The 18,758-nt window shown below is 57.7% G+C and carries 19 protein-coding genes; 16 read left to right on the top strand and 3 right to left on the bottom strand.

Annotation, left to right across the window (positions count from 1 at the left end; translation table 11 throughout):
• Positions 1 to 43: 43 nt before the first annotated feature.
• A complete protein-coding gene (gene livJ, locus APT89_RS17310; protein WP_072201786.1) occupies positions 44 to 1,144 on the top strand; it encodes a branched chain amino acid ABC transporter substrate-binding protein LivJ in 1,101 nt (366 codons plus the stop codon).
• Between the two features lie 95 nt (positions 1,145 to 1,239).
• Here the strand turns inward: livJ and panM are convergent, their stop codons facing one another.
• Positions 1,240 to 1,629 carry an aspartate 1-decarboxylase autocleavage activator PanM gene (gene panM, locus APT89_RS17305; RefSeq protein ID WP_028015145.1) on the bottom strand — a complete coding sequence of 130 codons (390 nt, stop codon included), beginning with the start codon at positions 1,627 to 1,629 and terminating at the stop codon, positions 1,240 to 1,242.
• A gap of 424 nt (positions 1,630 to 2,053) precedes the next feature.
• Between panM and livK the strand changes: the two genes are divergently transcribed.
• The 10 genes from livK to ugpQ all read left to right on the top strand — a co-directional run bounded on the left by livK (position 2,054) and on the right by ugpQ (position 12,098).
• Complete coding sequence (gene livK / locus APT89_RS17290) at positions 2,054 to 3,163, top strand: high-affinity branched-chain amino acid ABC transporter substrate-binding protein LivK (protein ID WP_060573120.1); 1,110 nt, start codon at positions 2,054 to 2,056, stop codon at positions 3,161 to 3,163.
• A gap of 46 nt (positions 3,164 to 3,209) precedes the next feature.
• Complete coding sequence (livH, locus tag APT89_RS17285) at positions 3,210 to 4,136, top strand: high-affinity branched-chain amino acid ABC transporter permease LivH (protein WP_028015147.1); 927 nt, start codon at positions 3,210 to 3,212, stop codon at positions 4,134 to 4,136.
• Positions 4,133 to 5,410: a high-affinity branched-chain amino acid ABC transporter permease LivM gene (locus APT89_RS17280; protein WP_045631383.1), complete on the top strand. Its 1,278-nt coding sequence runs from the start codon at positions 4,133 to 4,135 to the stop codon at positions 5,408 to 5,410. Before livH ends, APT89_RS17280 begins: the two co-directional genes overlap by 4 nt.
• Complete coding sequence (gene livG / locus APT89_RS17275) at positions 5,407 to 6,174, top strand: high-affinity branched-chain amino acid ABC transporter ATP-binding protein LivG (RefSeq protein WP_028015149.1); 768 nt, start codon at positions 5,407 to 5,409, stop codon at positions 6,172 to 6,174. Before APT89_RS17280 ends, livG begins: the two co-directional genes overlap by 4 nt.
• A 1-nt stretch (position 6,175) precedes the next feature.
• Positions 6,176 to 6,889 (top strand): high-affinity branched-chain amino acid ABC transporter ATP-binding protein LivF, encoded by a 714-nt coding sequence (livF, locus tag APT89_RS17270; RefSeq protein ID WP_008500102.1) that lies wholly within the window; start codon positions 6,176 to 6,178, stop codon positions 6,887 to 6,889.
• A gap of 247 nt (positions 6,890 to 7,136) precedes the next feature.
• The gene (ugpB, locus tag APT89_RS17265) at positions 7,137 to 8,453 is read left to right on the top strand and encodes a sn-glycerol-3-phosphate ABC transporter substrate-binding protein UgpB (RefSeq protein ID WP_060573118.1); all 1,317 of its coding nucleotides are present in this window, start codon (positions 7,137 to 7,139) and stop codon (positions 8,451 to 8,453) included.
• A gap of 106 nt (positions 8,454 to 8,559) precedes the next feature.
• Positions 8,560 to 9,447, top strand: coding sequence for a sn-glycerol-3-phosphate ABC transporter permease UgpA (ugpA, locus tag APT89_RS17260; RefSeq protein ID WP_023618241.1), 888 nt, complete (start codon positions 8,560 to 8,562; stop codon positions 9,445 to 9,447).
• A complete protein-coding gene (gene ugpE, locus APT89_RS17255; RefSeq protein ID WP_060573116.1) occupies positions 9,444 to 10,289 on the top strand; it encodes a sn-glycerol-3-phosphate ABC transporter permease UgpE in 846 nt (281 codons plus the stop codon). The genes ugpA and ugpE overlap by 4 nt, the downstream gene beginning before the upstream one ends.
• A gap of 1 nt (position 10,290) precedes the next feature.
• Complete coding sequence (locus tag APT89_RS17250; protein WP_028015154.1) at positions 10,291 to 11,361, top strand: sn-glycerol-3-phosphate import ATP-binding protein UgpC; 1,071 nt, start codon at positions 10,291 to 10,293, stop codon at positions 11,359 to 11,361.
• Positions 11,358 to 12,098 carry a glycerophosphodiester phosphodiesterase gene (gene ugpQ, locus APT89_RS17245; protein WP_047362621.1) on the top strand — a complete coding sequence of 247 codons (741 nt, stop codon included), beginning with the start codon at positions 11,358 to 11,360 and terminating at the stop codon, positions 12,096 to 12,098. The genes APT89_RS17250 and ugpQ overlap by 4 nt, the downstream gene beginning before the upstream one ends.
• Here the strand turns inward: ugpQ and APT89_RS17240 are convergent.
• The gene (locus APT89_RS17240; RefSeq protein ID WP_041911550.1) at positions 12,088 to 12,459 is read right to left on the bottom strand and encodes a DUF2756 family protein; all 372 of its coding nucleotides are present in this window, start codon (positions 12,457 to 12,459) and stop codon (positions 12,088 to 12,090) included. The two genes, ugpQ and APT89_RS17240, sit on opposite strands and share 11 nt — an antisense overlap.
• Positions 12,460 to 12,582: 123 nt before the next feature.
• Here APT89_RS17240 and ggt point away from each other — a divergent pair, with 123 nt between their 5' ends.
• Positions 12,583 to 14,328 (top strand): gamma-glutamyltransferase, encoded by a 1,746-nt coding sequence (gene ggt, locus APT89_RS17235; RefSeq protein ID WP_072201784.1) that lies wholly within the window; start codon positions 12,583 to 12,585, stop codon positions 14,326 to 14,328.
• An 86-nt stretch (positions 14,329 to 14,414) separates the two neighbouring features.
• On the opposite strand, the gene yhhY is transcribed toward ggt, so the two are convergent.
• The gene (gene yhhY, locus APT89_RS17230; protein ID WP_041911548.1) at positions 14,415 to 14,903 is read right to left on the bottom strand and encodes an N-acetyltransferase; all 489 of its coding nucleotides are present in this window, start codon (positions 14,901 to 14,903) and stop codon (positions 14,415 to 14,417) included.
• A 256-nt stretch (positions 14,904 to 15,159) separates the two neighbouring features.
• On the opposite strand from yhhY, the gene APT89_RS17225 reads away from it, so the two are divergent.
• The 4 genes from APT89_RS17225 to gntK all read left to right on the top strand — a co-directional run bounded on the left by APT89_RS17225 (position 15,160) and on the right by gntK (position 18,757).
• A complete protein-coding gene (locus APT89_RS17225; RefSeq protein WP_060573114.1) occupies positions 15,160 to 16,197 on the top strand; it encodes an oxidoreductase in 1,038 nt (345 codons plus the stop codon).
• 123 nt (positions 16,198 to 16,320) lie between these two features.
• Complete coding sequence (locus APT89_RS17220) at positions 16,321 to 17,016, top strand: pirin family protein (RefSeq protein WP_003861565.1); 696 nt, start codon at positions 16,321 to 16,323, stop codon at positions 17,014 to 17,016.
• A gap of 91 nt (positions 17,017 to 17,107) precedes the next feature.
• Entirely contained in the window at positions 17,108 to 18,103 is a 996-nt protein-coding gene (gene gntR, locus APT89_RS17215) for a gluconate operon transcriptional repressor GntR (RefSeq protein WP_060573112.1), read from the top strand.
• Positions 18,104 to 18,229: 126 nt separating this feature from the next.
• Positions 18,230 to 18,757: a gluconokinase gene (gene gntK, locus APT89_RS17210; RefSeq protein WP_045260947.1), complete on the top strand. Its 528-nt coding sequence runs from the start codon at positions 18,230 to 18,232 to the stop codon at positions 18,755 to 18,757.
• The last annotated feature ends 1 nt before the right edge of the window (position 18,758 follow it).

The following is an 18,758-nucleotide window of genomic DNA, read 5'->3' as shown; positions in this document are numbered from 1 at the left end:
CATCACAACAATCGTAATAACCATAATAATGGGGAATCTCAGGATGAACATGAAGGGTAAAGCGTTACTGGCAGGATGTATCGCGTTGGCATTCAGCACCATGGCGCAGGCAGATATTAAAGTGGCCGTGGTGGGCGCAATGTCCGGTCCGGTAGCACAGTACGGCGACCAGGAATTTACGGGCGCAGAACAGGCAGTTGCAGACATTAATGCTAAGGGCGGCATCAAGGGCGAAAAACTGCAGATCGTAAAATACGACGATGCCTGTGACCCGAAGCAAGCGGTCGCGGTGGCGAACAAAGTGGTCAACGACGGCATCAAATACGTTATCGGTCACCTGTGCTCCTCTTCTACTCAGCCCGCGTCTGACATCTACGAAGACGAAGGTATTCTGATGATCACCCCGGCTGCGACCGCACCGGAGCTGACCGCGCGCGGCTACAAGCTGACCCTGCGTACCACCGGTCTGGACTCCGATCAGGGCCCAACGGCGGCTAAGTACATTCTGGAAAAAGTGAAGCCGCAGCGTATCGCGATTGTTCATGACAAACAGCAGTATGGTGAAGGTCTGGCCCGTGCGGTGCAGGACGGTCTGAAAAAAGGCAATGCCAACGTGGTCTTCTTTGATGGGATCACCGCTGGCGAGAAAGACTTCTCCACCCTGGTGGCGCGTCTGAAGAAAGAGAATATCGACTTCGTTTACTACGGCGGCTACCACCCGGAAATGGGCCAGATCCTGCGCCAGGCGCGCGCGGCGGGTCTGAAAACCCAGTTCATGGGCCCGGAAGGCGTGGCGAACGTTTCCCTGTCTAACATCGCGGGTGAATCTGCCGAAGGTCTGCTGGTGACCAAGCCGAAGAACTACGACCAGGTGCCAGCGAACAAACCTATCGTAGATGCCATCAAGGCGAAGAAGCAGGATCCAAGCGGCGCGTTCGTCTGGACCACCTATGCAGCGCTGCAGTCTCTGCAGGCAGGTCTGAATCAGTCAGCCGATCCGGCTGAGATTGCCACCTGGCTGAAAGCCAACACGGTGGAAACCGTGATGGGGCCGCTCTCCTGGGACGCGAAGGGCGATCTGAAAGGCTTCGAGTTCGGCGTGTTTGACTGGCATGCTAACGGAACGGCGACAGACGCCAAATAAAAGCAAAAAGGCAACTTAAGTTGCCTTTTTTAATGTTTTCTCCCTCTCCCCGTGGGAGAGGGCCGGGGTGAGGGCATCATGCCGCACCGCACAATTCATCCCAAACGCTTCTCCCACCCGCTCTCCTGCGCCGTAAACCCTAACGCCTGCATAAACGCTGCCATCACGCCGCGGTCTTCCACGCCCACGTCGGCCATCCACCATGAGTTTACGTTCGGGTTTTCGCGGATCACTTCTTCAATTAAATACTGTCCCACACCGCGACGACGGGTCACGTCACGCACGCGCAGCGAGTCCAGCGCTCCCTCCGTGCCGCTCAGGGTCACGCGAACCGCGGCCAGCAGGCGCTCGTTGAAGCGCGCGGCATAAATGCGATGGTTCTCGTCGACATGCAGCGACGAAGGGGAATATTCCGGCCAGATCTTGCCCAGGTCGATATGATCCTGGTCGCTAAAGGTCACCAGACGCACGATAGTCAGTTTCATTAGCAGCTTGTCCAAATCAAATTGAGTAGAGGCAGTGTACTCAATTTATTCACTCAGCGGCTTCCTCTTTTTATTCTCATTAACCAGGTGATTAGTTTTTTAGCAATGCAATGGGCAGTGTGAAAACACATGGATCGAAAAATAAGCAGAATTTTAACCTGAATGGCAGTGATTTATTCGGCGCTTTGTACCGTTATTTTATGCTGCAAACTGCACTTTTATTTGTTTATCTCTGCCTGATTTCAGAATATTATCTTTCCTTAATCGCCTGAAAAATAGAGATTTTAGTCTGGTTTTTGACAAAAAACTGCGCTAAACCATTAAAGGCACTGGTAAAAATAGCGTTGTTCATTAAAAGTACAGAATGCTTTTTAACCATAATAAAACAAAATATAAACACGACATCACGAATGGGGATTCTGAGATGAAAAGGAACGCGAAGACATTTATCGCGGGAATGGTTGCACTGGCGATCTCGCATGCGGCCATGGCGGAAGAGATTAAAGTTGCGGTAGTCGGTGCGATGTCCGGCCCTGTTGCCCAGTGGGGTGACATGGAGTTTAACGGCGCGCGTCAGGCCATCAAAGACATCAACGCCAAAGGCGGCATCAAGGGCGACAAGCTGGTAGGCGTGGAGTATGACGACGCCTGCGATCCGAAACAGGCCGTTGCGGTCGCCAACAAAATCGTCAACGACGGGATTCAGTACGTCATCGGCCACCTGTGCTCATCCTCCACCCAGCCCGCGTCCGATATTTACGAAGACGAAGGTATTTTGATGATCACTCCGGGCGCCACCAACCCGGAGCTGACCCAGCGCGGTTACCAGCACATCATGCGTACCGCCGGGCTGGACTCCTCCCAGGGGCCAACCGCGGCCAAATACATCCTCGAGACCGTTAAGCCACAGCGTATCGCCATCATTCATGACAAGCAGCAGTACGGCGAAGGCCTGGCGCGCTCCGTGCAGGACGGCCTGAAAAAAGGCGGCGCGAACATCGTCTTCTTTGACGGCATTACCGCAGGCGAAAAAGACTTCTCCGCGCTGATCGCCCGTCTGCAAAAAGAGAACATCGACTTCGTCTACTACGGCGGCTACTACCCGGAAATGGGCCAGATGCTGCGCCAGGCGCGCGCCACCGGTCTGAAAACCCAGTTTATGGGGCCAGAGGGCGTGGGCAACGCCTCCCTGTCAAACATCGCAGGGGATTCTGCCGAAGGCATGCTGGTGACGATGCCAAAACGCTATGACCAGGATCCGGTCAACAAGGCTATCGTGGATGCGCTCAAGGCGCAGAAGAAAGATCCGAGTGGTCCATACGTCTGGATCACCTACGCTGCCGTGCAGTCTCTGGCAACCGCATTGGAGCGTACCGGCAGCAAAGAGCCGCTGGATCTGGTGAAAGATTTAAAAGCACACGGGGCGAACACCGTGATTGGGCCGCTGAACTGGGATGAGAAAGGCGATCTGAAGGGATTTGAGTTTGGTGTCTTTAAGTGGCACGCCGACGGTTCGTCCTCGGTCGCCAAATAATTATCCCACCGCCCGGCTCACCGGGCGGGTATAAAAAGGTTTGCATATGTCCGAGCAGTTTCTCTACTTTTTGCAGCAGATGTTTAACGGCGTCACGCTGGGAAGCACCTACGCGCTGATCGCCATCGGCTATACGATGGTTTACGGCATTATCGGCATGATCAACTTCGCCCATGGCGAGGTGTACATGATCGGTAGCTACGTCTCCTTTATGATTATCGCCGCGCTGATGATGATGGGCATCGACAGCAGCTGGCTGCTGGTCGCCGCCGGGTTTGTTGGCGCGATCGTGATCGCCAGCGCCTACGGCTGGAGCATCGAACGCGTGGCCTACCGGCCGGTGCGCAGCTCCAAGCGTCTTATTGCGCTGATTTCCGCGATCGGGATGTCGATCTTCCTGCAAAACTACGTCAGCCTGACCGAAGGCTCGCGCGACGTGGCGTTGCCAAGCCTGTTTAACGGCCAGTGGATTGTGGGGGCCAGCGAAAACTTCTCTGCCTCTATTACCACGATGCAGCTGGTGATCTGGGTCGTGACCTTTGTCGCCATGCTCGCCCTGACCCTGTTCATCCGCTACTCCCGCATGGGACGCGCCTGCCGCGCGTGCGCGGAAGACCTGAAGATGGCGAGCCTGCTCGGCATCAACACCGACCGCGTAATCGCCCTGACCTTCGTGATTGGCGCGGCGATGGCGGCGGTAGCTGGCGTGCTGCTCGGCCAGTTCTACGGCGTAATTAACCCGTACATCGGCTTTATGGCCGGGATGAAAGCCTTCACCGCGGCGGTACTGGGCGGCATCGGCAGCATTCCGGGCGCGATGATCGGCGGCCTGATCCTGGGCGTGGCGGAAGCGCTCTCCTCGGCGTACCTGAGCACCGAATATAAAGACGTGGTGTCGTTTGCCCTGCTGATTCTGGTTCTGCTGGTGATGCCTACCGGTATTCTGGGCCGTCCGGAGGTAGAGAAAGTATGAAACCGATGCATTTTGCAATGGCGCTGCTCTCTGCCGCCATGTTCTTCGTGCTGGCCAGCGTCTTTATGGGCGTCCAGCTTGAGCTGAATGGCACCAAACTCGTTGTCGATACTGCAGCTGATATTCGCTGGCAGTGGGTCTTTATCGGCACCGCCGTGGTGTTCCTGTTCCAGCTGCTGCGCCCGCTGTTCCAGAAAACGCTGAAAAATGTCTCTGGACCGAAATTCGTCCTGCCGGCTATCGACGGTACAACGGTCAAACAGAAGCTGTTCCTCGTGGCGCTGCTGGTGGCTGCCGTGGCGTGGCCGTTTATGGTGTCGCGCGGCACGGTGGACATCGCCACCCTGACCATGATTTACGTGATCCTCGGCCTCGGTCTGAACGTGGTGGTCGGTCTCTCTGGCCTGCTGGTGCTGGGCTACGGCGGGTTCTACGCCATCGGCGCGTACACCTTTGCGCTGCTGAACCACTATTACGGCCTGGGCTTCTGGACCTGCCTGCCGCTGGCGGGGCTGGTCTCTGCCGCCGCAGGCTTCCTGCTCGGCTTCCCGGTGCTGCGCCTGCGCGGTGACTACCTGGCGATTGTGACCTTAGGCTTCGGTGAAATCGTCCGTATCCTGCTGCTCAACAACACCGAAGTGACCGGCGGCCCGAACGGCATCAGCCAGATCCCGAAGCCGACCTTCTTCGGCCTGGAGTTCAGCCGTACCGCCCGCGAAGGCGGCTGGGATACCTTCAGCAACTTCTTCGGCATCAAATATGATCCCTCTGACCGTGTGATCTGGCTCTACCTGGTGGCGCTGCTGCTGGTGGTCATCACCCTGTTCGTGATCAACCGCCTGCTGCGCATGCCGCTGGGCCGAGCGTGGGAAGCGCTGCGCGAAGATGAGATCGCCTGCCGCTCCCTGGGCCTGAACCCGACCCGCATCAAGCTGACCGCGTTCACCATCAGCGCCGCGTTTGCCGGTTTCGCCGGCACGCTGTTCGCCGCGCGTCAGGGCTTCGTCAGCCCCGAGTCGTTCACCTTTGCCGAATCGGCCTTTGTGCTGGCGATTGTGGTACTCGGCGGGATGGGCTCGCAGTTCGCCGTTATCCTCGCGGCCATCCTGCTGGTGGTCTCCCGCGAGCTGATGCGCGACTTTAACGAATACAGCATGCTGATGCTGGGTGGTTTGATGGTGCTGATGATGATCTGGCGTCCGCAGGGTCTGCTGCCGATGACGCGTCCACAGCTGAAGCTTAAGAATGTGGAAGCGAAAGGAGAGCAGGCATGAGTCAGCCATTATTATCCGTAAACGGTCTGATGATGCGTTTTGGCGGCCTGCTGGCGGTCAACAACGTGAACCTGGACCTGCATAAAAAAGAGATCGTCTCCCTGATTGGCCCGAACGGCGCGGGGAAAACCACGGTCTTTAACTGCCTGACCGGTTTCTACAAGCCGACGGGCGGCACCATCATGCTGCGCGACCAGCACCTGGAAGGGCTGCCGGGCCAGCAGATTGCCCGCATGGGCGTGGTGCGTACCTTCCAGCACGTGCGCCTGTTCCGCGAGATGACGGTGATTGAGAACCTGCTGGTGGCACAGCATCAGCAGCTGAAAACCGGCCTGTTCTCCGGCCTGCTGAAAACCCCGGCCTTCCGCCGCGCGCAGGAGGAGGCGCTCGATCGTGCCGCCACCTGGCTCGACCGCATCGGCCTGCTCCAGCACGCCAACCGTCAGGCGAGCAACCTTGCCTATGGCGACCAGCGTCGACTGGAGATCGTGCGCTGCATGGTGACGCAGCCGGAGATCCTGATGCTCGACGAACCGGCGGCGGGCCTCAACCCGAAAGAGACCAAAGAGCTGGACGAGCTGATTGCCGAGCTGCGCGATCATCACGACACCACTATCCTGCTGATTGAGCACGACATGAAGCTGGTGATGGGCATTTCGGACCGTATCTACGTGGTAAACCAGGGCACGCCGCTGGCAAACGGCACGCCGGAAGAGATCCGCAACAACCCGGACGTGATCCGCGCATACCTTGGTGAGGCATAAGATGGAAAAAGCGATGTTAACGTTCGACAAGGTCAATGCGCACTACGGCAAGATCCAGGCGCTGCACGACGTCAGCCTGCACATCAATCAGGGTGAAATCGTCACCCTGATTGGCGCCAACGGCGCGGGCAAAACCACGCTGCTCGGCACCCTGTGCGGCGACCCGCGCGCCACCAGCGGGCGGATTGTGTTCGATGGTAAAGACATTACCGACTGGCAGACCGCCAGAATCATGCGTGAGGCGGTGGCTATTGTCCCGGAAGGGCGCCGCGTCTTCTCCCGCATGACGGTGGAAGAGAACCTGGCGATGGGCGGGTTCTTCGCTCACCGCGATGAATACCAGACCCGCATCAAGTGGGTGTACGAACTCTTCCCGCGTCTGTGGGAGCGCCGCATTCAGCGTGCGGGCACCATGTCCGGCGGTGAACAGCAGATGCTGGCGATTGGCCGCGCGCTGATGAGCCAGCCGCGCCTGCTGCTTCTGGACGAGCCGTCGCTCGGTCTGGCACCGATCATCATCCAGCAGATCTTCGACACCATTGAGCAACTGCGTAAAGAGGGGATGACCATCTTCCTCGTCGAGCAGAACGCCAACCAGGCGCTGAAGCTCGCTGACCGTGGCTACGTGCTGGAGAACGGCCGCGTGGTGCTTGAGGATACCGGAGACGCGCTGCTGGCGAACGAAGCGGTGCGGAGCGCGTATCTGGGCGGCTGAGCCGTCTGTATCGCCCGGTGGCGCTGCGCTTACCGGGCCTACAGGGATCGAGTAGGCCGGGTAAGGCGTAGCCGCCACCCGGCTTTTTTAACCACTACACCCCTTCACACAACCATCATCCCCCTGACCCTTTGCTGTCACTTATCTGTAAACAAACAGTTATTTTTCTGTCATTCGAGCATGTCATGTTACCTCGCGAGCATAAAACGCGTGATATCGCGCATCCGGCACAATAAGAGAGATGACAATGACATCGTTACGACACACAGCTTTGGGTCTGGCACTGGGTCTGGCTTTTGCGACGAACGCAATGGCTGTGACCACCATTCCGTTCTGGCATTCCATGGAAGGGGAGTTGGGTAAAGAGGTTGACTCCCTGGCGCAGCGTTTCAACGACACCCACCCGGATTACAAAATTGTGCCGGTGTACAAAGGTAACTACGAGCAGAGCCTGAGCGCGGGCATTGCCGCCTTCCGTACCGGCAACGCGCCTGCACTGTTACAGGTTTATGAAGTGGGCACCGCGACCATGATGGCCTCGAAAGCCATCAAGCCGGTCTACGAAGTGTTCAAAGAGGCGGGTATCAACTTCGATGAATCCCAGTTCGTGCCGACCGTAGCGGGTTACTACACCGATTCTAAAACCGGTCACCTGCTGTCCCAGCCGTTTAACAGCTCCACGCCGGTGCTGTACTACAACAAAGACGCCTTCAAAAAAGCCGTTTTAGATCCGGAGCAGCCGCCAAAAACCTGGCAGGACCTGGCCGAATACACCGCGAAGCTGAAAGCAGCGGGGATGAAGTGCGGCTACGCCAGCGGCTGGCAGGGCTGGATCCAGATTGAAAACTTCAGCGCCTGGCACGGCCTGCCGGTGGCGACCAAAAATAACGGCTTCGACGGCACTGACGCGGTACTCGAGTTCAACAAGCCGGAGCAGGTGAAGCACATTGCGCTGCTTGCCGATCTGAACAAGAAGGGCGACTTCAGCTACTTCGGGCGTAAAGACGAATCCACCGAGAAGTTCTACAACGGCGACTGCGCCATTACCACCGCCTCGTCCGGCTCGCTGGCGGATATTCGTCACTACGCCAAATTTAACTACGGCGTGGGCATGATGCCGTACGACGCTGACGTGAAGGGTGCGCCGCAGAACGCCATCATCGGCGGGGCGAGCCTGTGGGTGATGCAGGGTAAAGATAAGGGCACCTATAAAGGCGTCGCCGAATTCCTCGACTTCCTGGCGAAGCCGGAAAATGCCGCCGAGTGGCACCAGAAGACCGGCTACCTGCCGATCACCAAAGCCGCGTACGATCTGACCCGCGAGCAGGGCTTCTACAGCAAAAACCCGGGCGCGGACATCGCGACGCGCCAGATGCTGAACAAGCCGCCGTTGCCGTTCACCAAAGGCCTGCGTCTGGGCAACATGCCGCAGATCCGCACCATCGTGGATGAAGAGCTGGAAAGCGTGTGGACCGGGAAGAAGACCCCGCAGCAGGCGCTGGATTCCGCAGTAGAGCGCGGGAATCAGCTGCTGCGCCGCTTTGAGCAGTCGACGAAATCGTAATTTGTGATTCGCCCGGTGGCGCTGCGCTTACCGGGCCTACGACGTGCCCCATCCAGGCCGGGTAAGGCGCAGCCGCCACCCGGCATTGTTCAGGAACCCAATCTCCATGTCTTCATCCCGTCCGGTGTTTCGCTCCCGCTGGCTGCCGTACCTGTTGGTCGCGCCTCAGCTGGTCATCACCGTTATCTTCTTTATCTGGCCTGCGGGCGAAGCGCTGTGGTACTCGGTACAAAGCGTCGATCCGTTCGGGCTCTCCAGCCAGTTCGTCGGGCTGGACAACTTTACCGCGCTATTCCATGACAGCTACTACCTGGACTCCTTCTGGACGACGATGAAATTCAGCGCGCTGGTGACCGTGAGCGGTCTTGTTGCCTCGCTGTTTTTCGCCGCGCTGGTGGATTACGTGGTGCGCGGCAGCCGCCTGTATCAGACCCTGATGCTGCTGCCTTACGCCGTGGCCCCCGCCGTTGCCGCTGTGCTGTGGATCTTCCTTTTTAACCCCGGACGCGGGCTGATTACTCACTTCCTGGCAGAGTTCGGCTACGACTGGAACCACGCCCAGAACAGCGGTCAGGCAATGTTCCTGGTGGTGTTCGCCTCGGTGTGGAAGCAGATCAGCTATAACTTCCTGTTTTTCTTTGCCGCGCTGCAGTCCATTCCGCGCTCGCTGGTGGAGGCCGCGGCAATTGACGGCGCAGGCCCGATCCGCCGCTTCTTCAGGCTGTCCCTGCCGCTGATTGCCCCGGTGAGCTTCTTCCTGCTGGTGGTTAACCTCGTGTACGCCTTCTTCGACACCTTCCCGGTGATCGACGCGGCCACCGCAGGCGGCCCGGTGCAGGCGACAACGACGCTTATTTATAAGATCTACCGCGAAGGTTTTGCGGGGCTGGATCTCTCTGCTTCTGCCGCCCAGTCCGTCGTGCTGATGTTCCTCGTCATCATCCTCACGGTGGTGCAGTTCCGCTATGTTGAAAGTAAGGTGCGCTACCAATGATTGAGAACCGTCGCGGGCTGACGATTTTCAGCCATACCATGCTGATTTTAGGGATTATCGTCATCCTGTTCCCGCTGTACGTGGCCTTTGTCGCCGCCACGCTGGACACCAAAGCGGTGTTCGACACGCCGATGACGCTGATCCCGGGCGGGCATCTTTTCGAGAACATGAAAACCATCTGGACCCAGGGCGTGGGCGCCAACAGCGCGCCGTTCTGGCTGATGATGCTCAACAGCTTCATCATGGCGTTCGGCATTACGGTGGGCAAAATCACGGTGTCGATGCTGTCGGCCTTCGCCATCGTCTGGTTTCGCTTTCCGCTGCGTAACCTCTTCTTCTGGATGATTTTCATCACCCTGATGCTGCCGGTGGAGGTGCGTATCTTCCCGACGGTGGAGGTGATCGCCAACCTGAAGATGCTGGACAGCTACGCGGGCTTAACCCTGCCGCTGATGGCCTCGGCGACCGCCACCTTCCTGTTCCGCCAGTTCTTTATGACCCTGCCGGACGAGCTGATTGAGGCCGCGCGCATCGACGGCGCCTCGCCGATGCGCTTCTTCCGCGACATCGTGCTGCCGCTGTCGAAAACCAACCTTGCGGCGCTGTTTGTAATCACCTTTATCTACGGCTGGAACCAGTACCTGTGGCCGCTGCTGATTATTCAGGACGTCAACCTCGGCACCGCCGTGGCGGGCATCAAAGGCATGATTGCCACCGGCGAAGGCACCACCCTCTGGAACCAGGTGATGGCGGCGATGCTGTTCACCCTAATCCCACCCGTAGTCATTGTTTTAGCCATGCAGCGCGCGTTTGTCCGCGGCCTGGTCGATAGCGAGAAATAAGATGGCAGGTTTAAAACTTCAGGCAGTTACCAAAAGCTGGGACGGTAAAACCCAGGTCATTCAGCCGCTGACGCTCGACGTGGCGGACGGCGAATTTATCGTGATGGTCGGCCCGTCCGGCTGCGGGAAGTCCACGCTGCTGCGCATGGTGGCGGGGCTGGAGCGCGTCACGTCCGGGGATATCTGGATTGACCGCCAGCGCGTCACCGAGATGGAGCCGAAAGACAGGGGCATCGCGATGGTGTTCCAGAACTACGCCCTCTATCCGCACATGAGCGTGGAAGAGAACATGGCCTGGGGGCTGAAAATTCGCGGCATGGGCAAAGGCCATATCGAGGAGCGCGTGAAAGAGGCCGCCCGCATTCTTGAGCTGGATGGCCTGCTGAAGCGCCGTCCGCGCGAGCTCTCCGGCGGCCAGCGCCAGCGCGTGGCAATGGGGCGCGCTATCGTGCGTGACCCGGCGGTATTCCTGTTCGACGAGCCGCTGTCTAACCTCGACGCCAAGCTGCGCGTACAGATGCGCCTTGAGCTGCAGCAGCTGCACCGTCGTCTGAAAACCACGTCACTGTACGTGACCCACGATCAGGTCGAAGCGATGACCCTCGCCCAGCGCGTAATGGTGATGAACAAAGGCGTTGCCGAGCAGATTGGCACCCCGGTGGAAGTGTACGAAAAACCGGCCACCCGCTTTGTGGCGAGCTTTATAGGCAGCCCGGCGATGAACCTGCTGGAAGGGCGCATCAGCAGCGCGGGTACCCACTTTGAACTGGAAAGCGGGATGGCGCTGCCGATCAACTGGTACTATCGTGGCTACGCCGGGCGTAAGATGACGCTCGGTATCCGCCCCGAGCATATTGGTTTAACCTCACAGGCGGACGGCGGCGTGCCGCTGGTGATGGACACGCTTGAGATGTTGGGTGCAGATAACCTGGCGCACGGGCGCTGGGGCGAGCAAAAAATGGTGGTGCGCCTGGCGCATCAGGAGCGCCCGAAAGCGGGCAGCACGCTGTGGCTCCACCTGCCGGAAAACCATCTGCACCTTTTTGACGGTGAAACAGGACAACGAGTATGAGCAACTGGCCTTATCCCCACGTCGTCGCCCACCGCGGCGGCGGTAAGCTGGCCCCGGAAAATACGCTGGCGGCGATCGATGTCGGCGCGCGCTACGGCCACACGATGATCGAGTTCGACGCCAAGCTGTCGAAGGACGGCGAAATTTTCCTGCTGCATGACGACAACCTTGAACGCACCAGCAACGGCTGGGGCGTGGCGGGTGAACTGCCGTGGCGCGATCTGCTGAAGGTGGACGCCGGAAGCTGGTATAGCGGCGAATTCAAAGGCGAACCGCTGCCCCTGCTGGCGGAAGTGGCCGATCGCTGTCGGCAGCACGGCATGATGGCGAACATCGAAATCAAACCGACCACCGGCACCGGGCCGCTGACGGGCAAAGTGATTGCCCTTGCCGCGCGCGAGCTGTGGGAAGGCATGACCGCGCCGCTGCTGTCGTCGTTTGACACCGACGCGCTGGAGGCCGCACAGGCAGCTGTACCTGAGCTGCCGCGCGGGCTGCTGATGGACGAGTGGCGTGAGGACTGGCGTGAACTGACGGGCCGCTTAGGCTGCGTCTCTATCCATCTGAACCACAAGCTGCTGGATGAGGCGCGGGTGAAAATGCTGAAAGACGCGGGTCTGCATATTCTGGTCTACACCGTTAACAAACCCCAGCGCGCAGCCGAGCTGCTGCGCTGGGGCGTGGACAGTATCTGTACCGATGCGATTGACCAGATCGGCCCGAAATTTATTTATTGAGCATACTGCCGTTCTGCTGGGTCGGCAGCATATGCTGCTGACCGCTGCTTTGCGACATCCCGCCCCCTAACATCCCGCCGTTTTTATTTGGCAGCGGCTGCTCGCGCACCTGTCCCTGCTGCACGCGCTGGGTGTTGGCGTTCATCTGGTTTTGCAGGCTCTGCTGCTGCATCTGGGTCTGCGTTCTCAGCTGCTGATTGAGCATCCCTTTCTGCTGCTGTTGCTGGCTCATCATCTCGGTCTGCATGCGCTGCTGGCTCGGGATAACGTAACCCTGCTGGTTTGGGTTGTTTAGGGTGTTGAGTGGCTGTGCGAGCGCGGCAAACGGGATCAGCGCCGCAATAATCATCAAGCGTTTCATTGTCATTTCCTCCTCTTGAGGCCTCTCTTAAGTTTACCCTGATTTCACCATGACGATGATTTTTTAGGAGTTGTGAACCAGGCTTAAGCGGGGAATATGGATCCCTTCACCTGGAGAACAATAATGATGAAACCAACCTTCTTGCGCTGGGTCGCCATCGCCGCGCTGATGGCAGGCGGCACATTTACCGTGGCGGCCAACCCGCCCGCCGCTCCTCCCGTCTCTTATGGCGTGGAGGAGGATGTTTTTCACCCCGTGCGGGCCACGCACGGCATGGTGGCCTCGGTTGACGCGCTGGCGACCCAAGTGGGCGTCGATATTCTTAAGCAGGGCGGTAACGCGGTGGATGCGGCGGTCGCGGTCGGGTACGCGCTGGCGGTAACGCATCCGCAGGCGGGGAATCTGGGCGGCGGCGGCTTTATGATGCTGCGCACCAAAGACGGCAAAACCACGGCCATCGACTTCCGCGAAATGGCGCCTTCTCAGGCGTCCCGCGATATGTTCCTCGACGACCAGGGCAACCCGGACAGCAAAAAATCCCTGACCTCGCACCTCGCCTCCGGCACGCCGGGCACCGTTGCGGGCTTCTCGCTGGCGCTGGAAAAATACGGCACGATGCCGCTGAACAAGGTGGTGCAGCCTGCCATCAGGCTGGCGCGGGAGGGTTTTGTGGTCAATGACGCCCTGGCGGACGACCTCAAGACCTACGGCAGTGAAGTCATTCCCAATCACGAAAACAGCAAGGCTATCTTCTGGAAGGACGGCGAGCCGCTGAAGAAGGGCGATAAGCTGGTGCAGAAGAATCTCGCCAAAAGCCTGGAGCTGATTGCGGAGCACGGCCCGGACGCGTTCTACAAAGGGGCGATTGCCGACCAGATTGCGGAAGAGATGCAGAAGAACGGCGGGCTTATCACCAAAGCTGACCTGGCGGAATACAAGGCGGTGGAGCGCGAGCCGATTAGCGGCACCTACCGCGGCTACGAGGTCTTCTCCATGCCGCCGCCGTCCTCCGGGGGCATTCACATCGTGCAGATCCTCAATATTCTTGAAAACTTTGATATGCACAAGTTCGGCTTCGGCAGCGCGGATGCCATGCAGGTGATGGCGGAGGCGGAAAAACGCGCCTACGCCGACCGCTCGGAATATCTCGGCGATCCGGACTTCGTGAAGGTGCCGTGGCAGGCGCTGACCAACAAGGCGTACGCCAAATCCATTGCCGATCAGATCGACATCAACAAGGCTAAGCCATCGAGCGAGATCCGCCCCGGCAAGCTGGCGCCGTATGAAAGCAACCAGACGACGCACTTCTCGGTGGTGGATAAAGATGGCAATGCGGTGGCGGTAACCTATACGCTCAACACCACCTTTGGCACCGGGATCGTAGCGGGCAACAGCGGCATTCTGCTGAACAATGAGATGGATGACTTCTCCGCCAAGCCGGGCGTGCCAAACGTCTACGGGCTGGTCGGCGGCGATGCGAATGCGGTGGGGCCGAAGAAGCGTCCGCTGTCGTCCATGTCGCCAACCATCGTGGTGAAAGACGGGAAAACCTGGCTGGTGACCGGCAGCCCTGGCGGGAGCCGCATCATAACTACCGTGCTACAGATGGTGGTGAACAGCATCGACTTTGGCATGAACGTCGCCGAGGCGACCAATGCGCCGCGTTTCCATCATCAGTGGCTGCCGGATGAACTGCGCGTGGAGAAGGGCTTTAGCCCGGACACCATCAAGCTTCTGGAGCAGCGCGGACAGAAGGTTGCGGTGAAAGAGGCGATGGGCAGCACCCAGAGCATTATGGTGGGGCCAGACGGCGCGCTGTTTGGCGCGTCGGATCCGCGTTCGGTGGATGATTTGACGGCGGGGTATTGATACGTTGCCCGGTGGCGCTGCGCTTACCGGGCCTACAACTGCACGAACGTAGGCCGGGTAAGGCGAAGCCGCCACCCGGCAAATAACTACTTCATCCGCGCCATATAATACGCATCCACATATTCGCCGTTGCGCAGGGCAAATTTCCTGCCGGTCCCTTCGATTTCAAAACCAAATTTCCGGTACAGCGCCAGTGCAGCAGGGTTATCGGCAAACACCGTCAATTCAATCCGTTCAACGCGCATCCAGTTATCGCACAGGTTGATCATCTCGCGCATCAGCGCACTGCCCACACCGCGTCCCTGTGCATGCGCTGCCACGCTAATACCGAACGTTGCCACGTGGCTGCGTCGCGGGCTGGGTTCCACATGGAACGCAAGGTCACCGACAATGTTCTCGTCAATGCAGGCAACCAGCCGTTTTAGGCCGGGTTTAGGCGTAAGCCGTTCCTGCCACATTTCAAGGGATGGATGAGGTAGCTGTAGCGTGTCGTGATACACCCCCGGATGCATATAGTTCTGGCGTAAGGCTTCAGCATCTTTCGGTTCAGCGTGGCGTATCACTATCTCACTCATTCCTTGTTCCTCAGTCGGTTAAAAGACCCCTCCAACATCAATGACTTTAAAATTTGAGTCAACCGCTATTTTTTGCAAAAAGTATTGGACAAGTGCGAATGAGAATGATTATTATTGCTTTGCATTCAGGAGGACCCCTACGGGAACCTGAAAGCACGACATTGCTCACATTGCTTCCAGTATTACTTTAGCCAGCTTCTCGCTGGCTTTTTTTTTGTTATGGTTAGATTCAGTAACCTTCCAAAAGGACTGAGCCATGACACTACATTGCGCATTTATTGGATTTGGCAAAAGCACCACGAGTTACCACCTTCCGTATGTCCTCCACCGTAAAGACACCTGGCATGTGGCCCATATCTACCGCCGCCGCGCGAAGCCGGAAGAGCAATCCCCGCAGTACTCCCACATTCACTTCACCAGAGATCTCGATGAAGTATTGAATGACCCGCAGGTAAAGCTGGTGGTTGTCTGCACCCATGCCGACAGCCATTTTGACTATGCGAAACGCGCGCTCGAAGCGGGCAAGAACGTGCTGGTGGAAAAGCCGTTCACCCCGACCATTGCCGAAGCAAAAGCGCTGTTTACGCTGGCGAAGAGCAAAGGGCTGACCGTCACACCGTATCAGAACCGTCGCTTTGACAGCTGTTTTCTGACGGCGAAAAAGGCGATTGAGAGCGGCAAGCTTGGCGACATTGTGGAAATCGAAAGCCACTTCGATTACTACCGCCCGGTGGCGGAAACCCAGCCCGGCCTGCCGCAGGACGGCTCGTTCTATGGTCTGGGCGTACACACCATGGACCAGATCATCTCCCTGTTTGGCCGCCCGGACCACGTGGCTTACGACATTCGCAGCCTGCGCAATAAAGCCAACCCGGACGATACCTTCGAGGCGCAGCTGTTCTACGGCGACCTTAAGGCTATCGTTAAAACCAGTCACCTGGTGAAAATCGACTACCCGAAATTTATCGTTCACGGTACCAAAGGTTCGTTCATTAAGTACGGCATTGACCAGCAGGAGACCAGCCTGAAGGCCAACATCATGCCAGGCGAACCGGGCTTTGCGGCGGACGATTCCGTGGGCGTGCTGGAGTATGTGAACGATGAGGGCGTAACGGTCAAAGAAGAGCTGAAACCGGAAACCGGCGACTATGGCCGCGTCTACGATGCACTGTATGAAACCCTCACCAGCGGCGCGCCGAATTACGTCAAGGAATCTGACGTTCTGACCAACCTTGAAATCCTTGAACGGGCCTTCGAGCAGGCTTCTCCTGCCACGGTAACCCTCGCGAAATAAGCAAAAATGGCTCCTCTGGGCTTGTTCATAATTTTTGAACAGAGGAGTCAATTTTCACCCTCTATGATCCCCGACCGTTTGAGTCCACACTTACTCCATCGAAACGAACTGAGGGTGAAAACAATGATCTACTTACGCAAAGCAAACGAACGCGGTCACGCAAATCATGGCTGGCTGGACTCATGGCATTCATTCTCGTTTGCCGACTACTACGACCCGAACTTCATGGGCTTCTCCGCGCTGCGCGTGATTAACGACGACGTGATTGATGCAGGCCAGGGCTTCGGTACCCACCCGCACAAAGACATGGAAATCCTGACCTACGTGCTGGAAGGGGCGGTTGAGCACCAGGACAGCATGGGCAACAAAGAGCAGGTGCCGGCGGGCGAGTTTCAGATTATGAGCGCGGGTACCGGGGTGCGTCACTCTGAGTACAACCCGAGCAAAACGGAAAAACTGCACCTGTATCAAATCTGGATCATTCCAGAAGAGACCGGCATCACGCCACGCTACGAGCAGCGCCGCTTCGACGCGAAACAGGGCAAACAGCTGGTGCTGTCCCCGGACGCGCGTGAAGGTTCCCTGAAAGTGCATCAGGATATGGAGTTGTACCGCTGGGCGTTGGCGAAAGACGAACAGTCCGTGCACCAGATTGCCGCCAACCGCCGCGTCTGGATCCAGGTGGTGAAAGGGGAAGTGTCTATCAACGGCACCAAAGCCACCACCGCCGATGGTCTGGCCGTCTGGGATGAGCAGGCGCTCTCCGTGCACGCCGACAGCGAAAGCGAAATCCTGCTGTTTGACCTGCCTCCGGTCTAAATAATTTCTCAACCTTCCCTTTAAACGGGGAAGGTTGAGCTTTGTCCGTGATAAACTGAGCAAATCTCTCACTTCAAGATTTCTCAGGACGATGAAAAAGAAACGCCCCGTACTTCAGGATGTCGCCGATCGCGTCGGTGTGACCAAAATGACGGTCAGCCGTTTTTTACGTAACCCGGAACAGGTTTCCGTGGCGTTGCGTGGCAAGATTGCCGCCGCCCTTGATGAACTGGGTTATATTCCCAACCGCGCACCCGATATTCTCTCCAATGCGACCAGCCGTGCGGTGGGCGTTCTGCTTCCTTCCCTGACCAACCAGGTTTTCGCTGAAGTTCTGCGCGGCATTGAAAGCGTTACCGATGCGTTTGGTTACCAGACCATGCTTGCTCACTATGGGTACAAGCCGGAACTGGAAGAGGAACGTCTTGAATCAATGCTTTCCTGGAACATTGACGGCCTGATTTTAACCGAACGTACCCACACGCCGCGCACGCTCAAAATGATTGAAGTCGCCGGTATTCCGGTGGTGGAGCTCATGGACAGCCAGTCGCCATGCCTCGACATCGCCGTTGGGTTCGATAACTTTGAAGCGGCTCGTCAGATGACAGCGGCGATCATCGCCCGCGGTCATCGTCATATTGCCTATCTGGGTGCGCGTCTTGATGAACGTACTATCATCAAACAGAAGGGATACGAGCAGGCGATGCTCGACGCAAATTTAACCCCGTACAGCATGATGGTGGAGCAGTCCTCATCTTACACCTCGGGTATTGAGCTGATGCGTCAGGCACGACGCGAGTATCCGCAACTGGACGGTATTTTCTGTACCAACGATGACCTTGCGGTCGGTGCAGCGTTCGAATGCCAGCGTCTGGGGTTGAAGATCCCTGAGGATATGGCGATTGCCGGCTTCCACGGCCACGATATTGGTCAGGTGATGGAGCCGCGTCTGGCGAGCGTTCTGACACCGCGTGAACGCATGGGTCGCATTGGTGCAGAACGCCTGCTGGCGCGCATTCGTGGAGAGACGGTTACCCCTAAAATGTTAGATTTAGGTTTCACCTTGTCACCGGGTGGATCTATTTGAACTGACAAATTTGAAGTAGCTCACACTTATTCACTTCGCGCACGTTTGGATATTGCTTCTCTTTTGCCCCAGCAGGACAATGTTACCGATAACTGTTACCCGTAACAATTGACTGAGGGACACCCTTTGAGCACGACTAATCACGATCACCACGTTTACGTCCTGATGGGCGTGTCCGGTAGCGGTAAATCTGCCGTGGCGAGCGAAGTGGCGCATCAACTTCAGGCTGCGTTTCTTGATGGTGACTTCCTCCATCCGCGCAGCAACATCATGAAAATGGCCTCCGGCGAACCGCTGAACGATGACGACCGCAAACCGTGGTTGCAGGCGCTGAATGACGCCGCGTTCGCGATGCAGCGCACCAACAAAGTTTCCCTGATCGTCTGCTCCGCGCTGAAAAAAACCTACCGCGACCTGCTGCGCGACGGCAATCCGAACCTCTCGTTCATCTACCTCAAAGGCGATTTCGGGGTGATTGAAAGCCGTCTGAAAGCGCGTAAAGGCCACTTCTTTAAAACCCAGATGCTGGTGACGCAGTTCGAAGCGCTTCAGGAGCCGGGTGAAGATGAAAAAGACGTCTTAGTGGTTGATATCGATCAGCCGCTGGAAGGTGTTGTAGCCAGCACCATCGAGGTCATTAACAAAAGGCAGTAAG

The sequence above is a fragment of the Enterobacter sp. 50588862 genome, from assembly GCF_001462935.1.
GTDB lineage: Bacteria > Pseudomonadota > Gammaproteobacteria > Enterobacterales > Enterobacteriaceae > Enterobacter > Enterobacter bugandensis.
The sequence above is the reverse complement of the archived record's forward strand: the minus strand, read 5'-3'. Positions and strand labels throughout refer to the sequence as shown.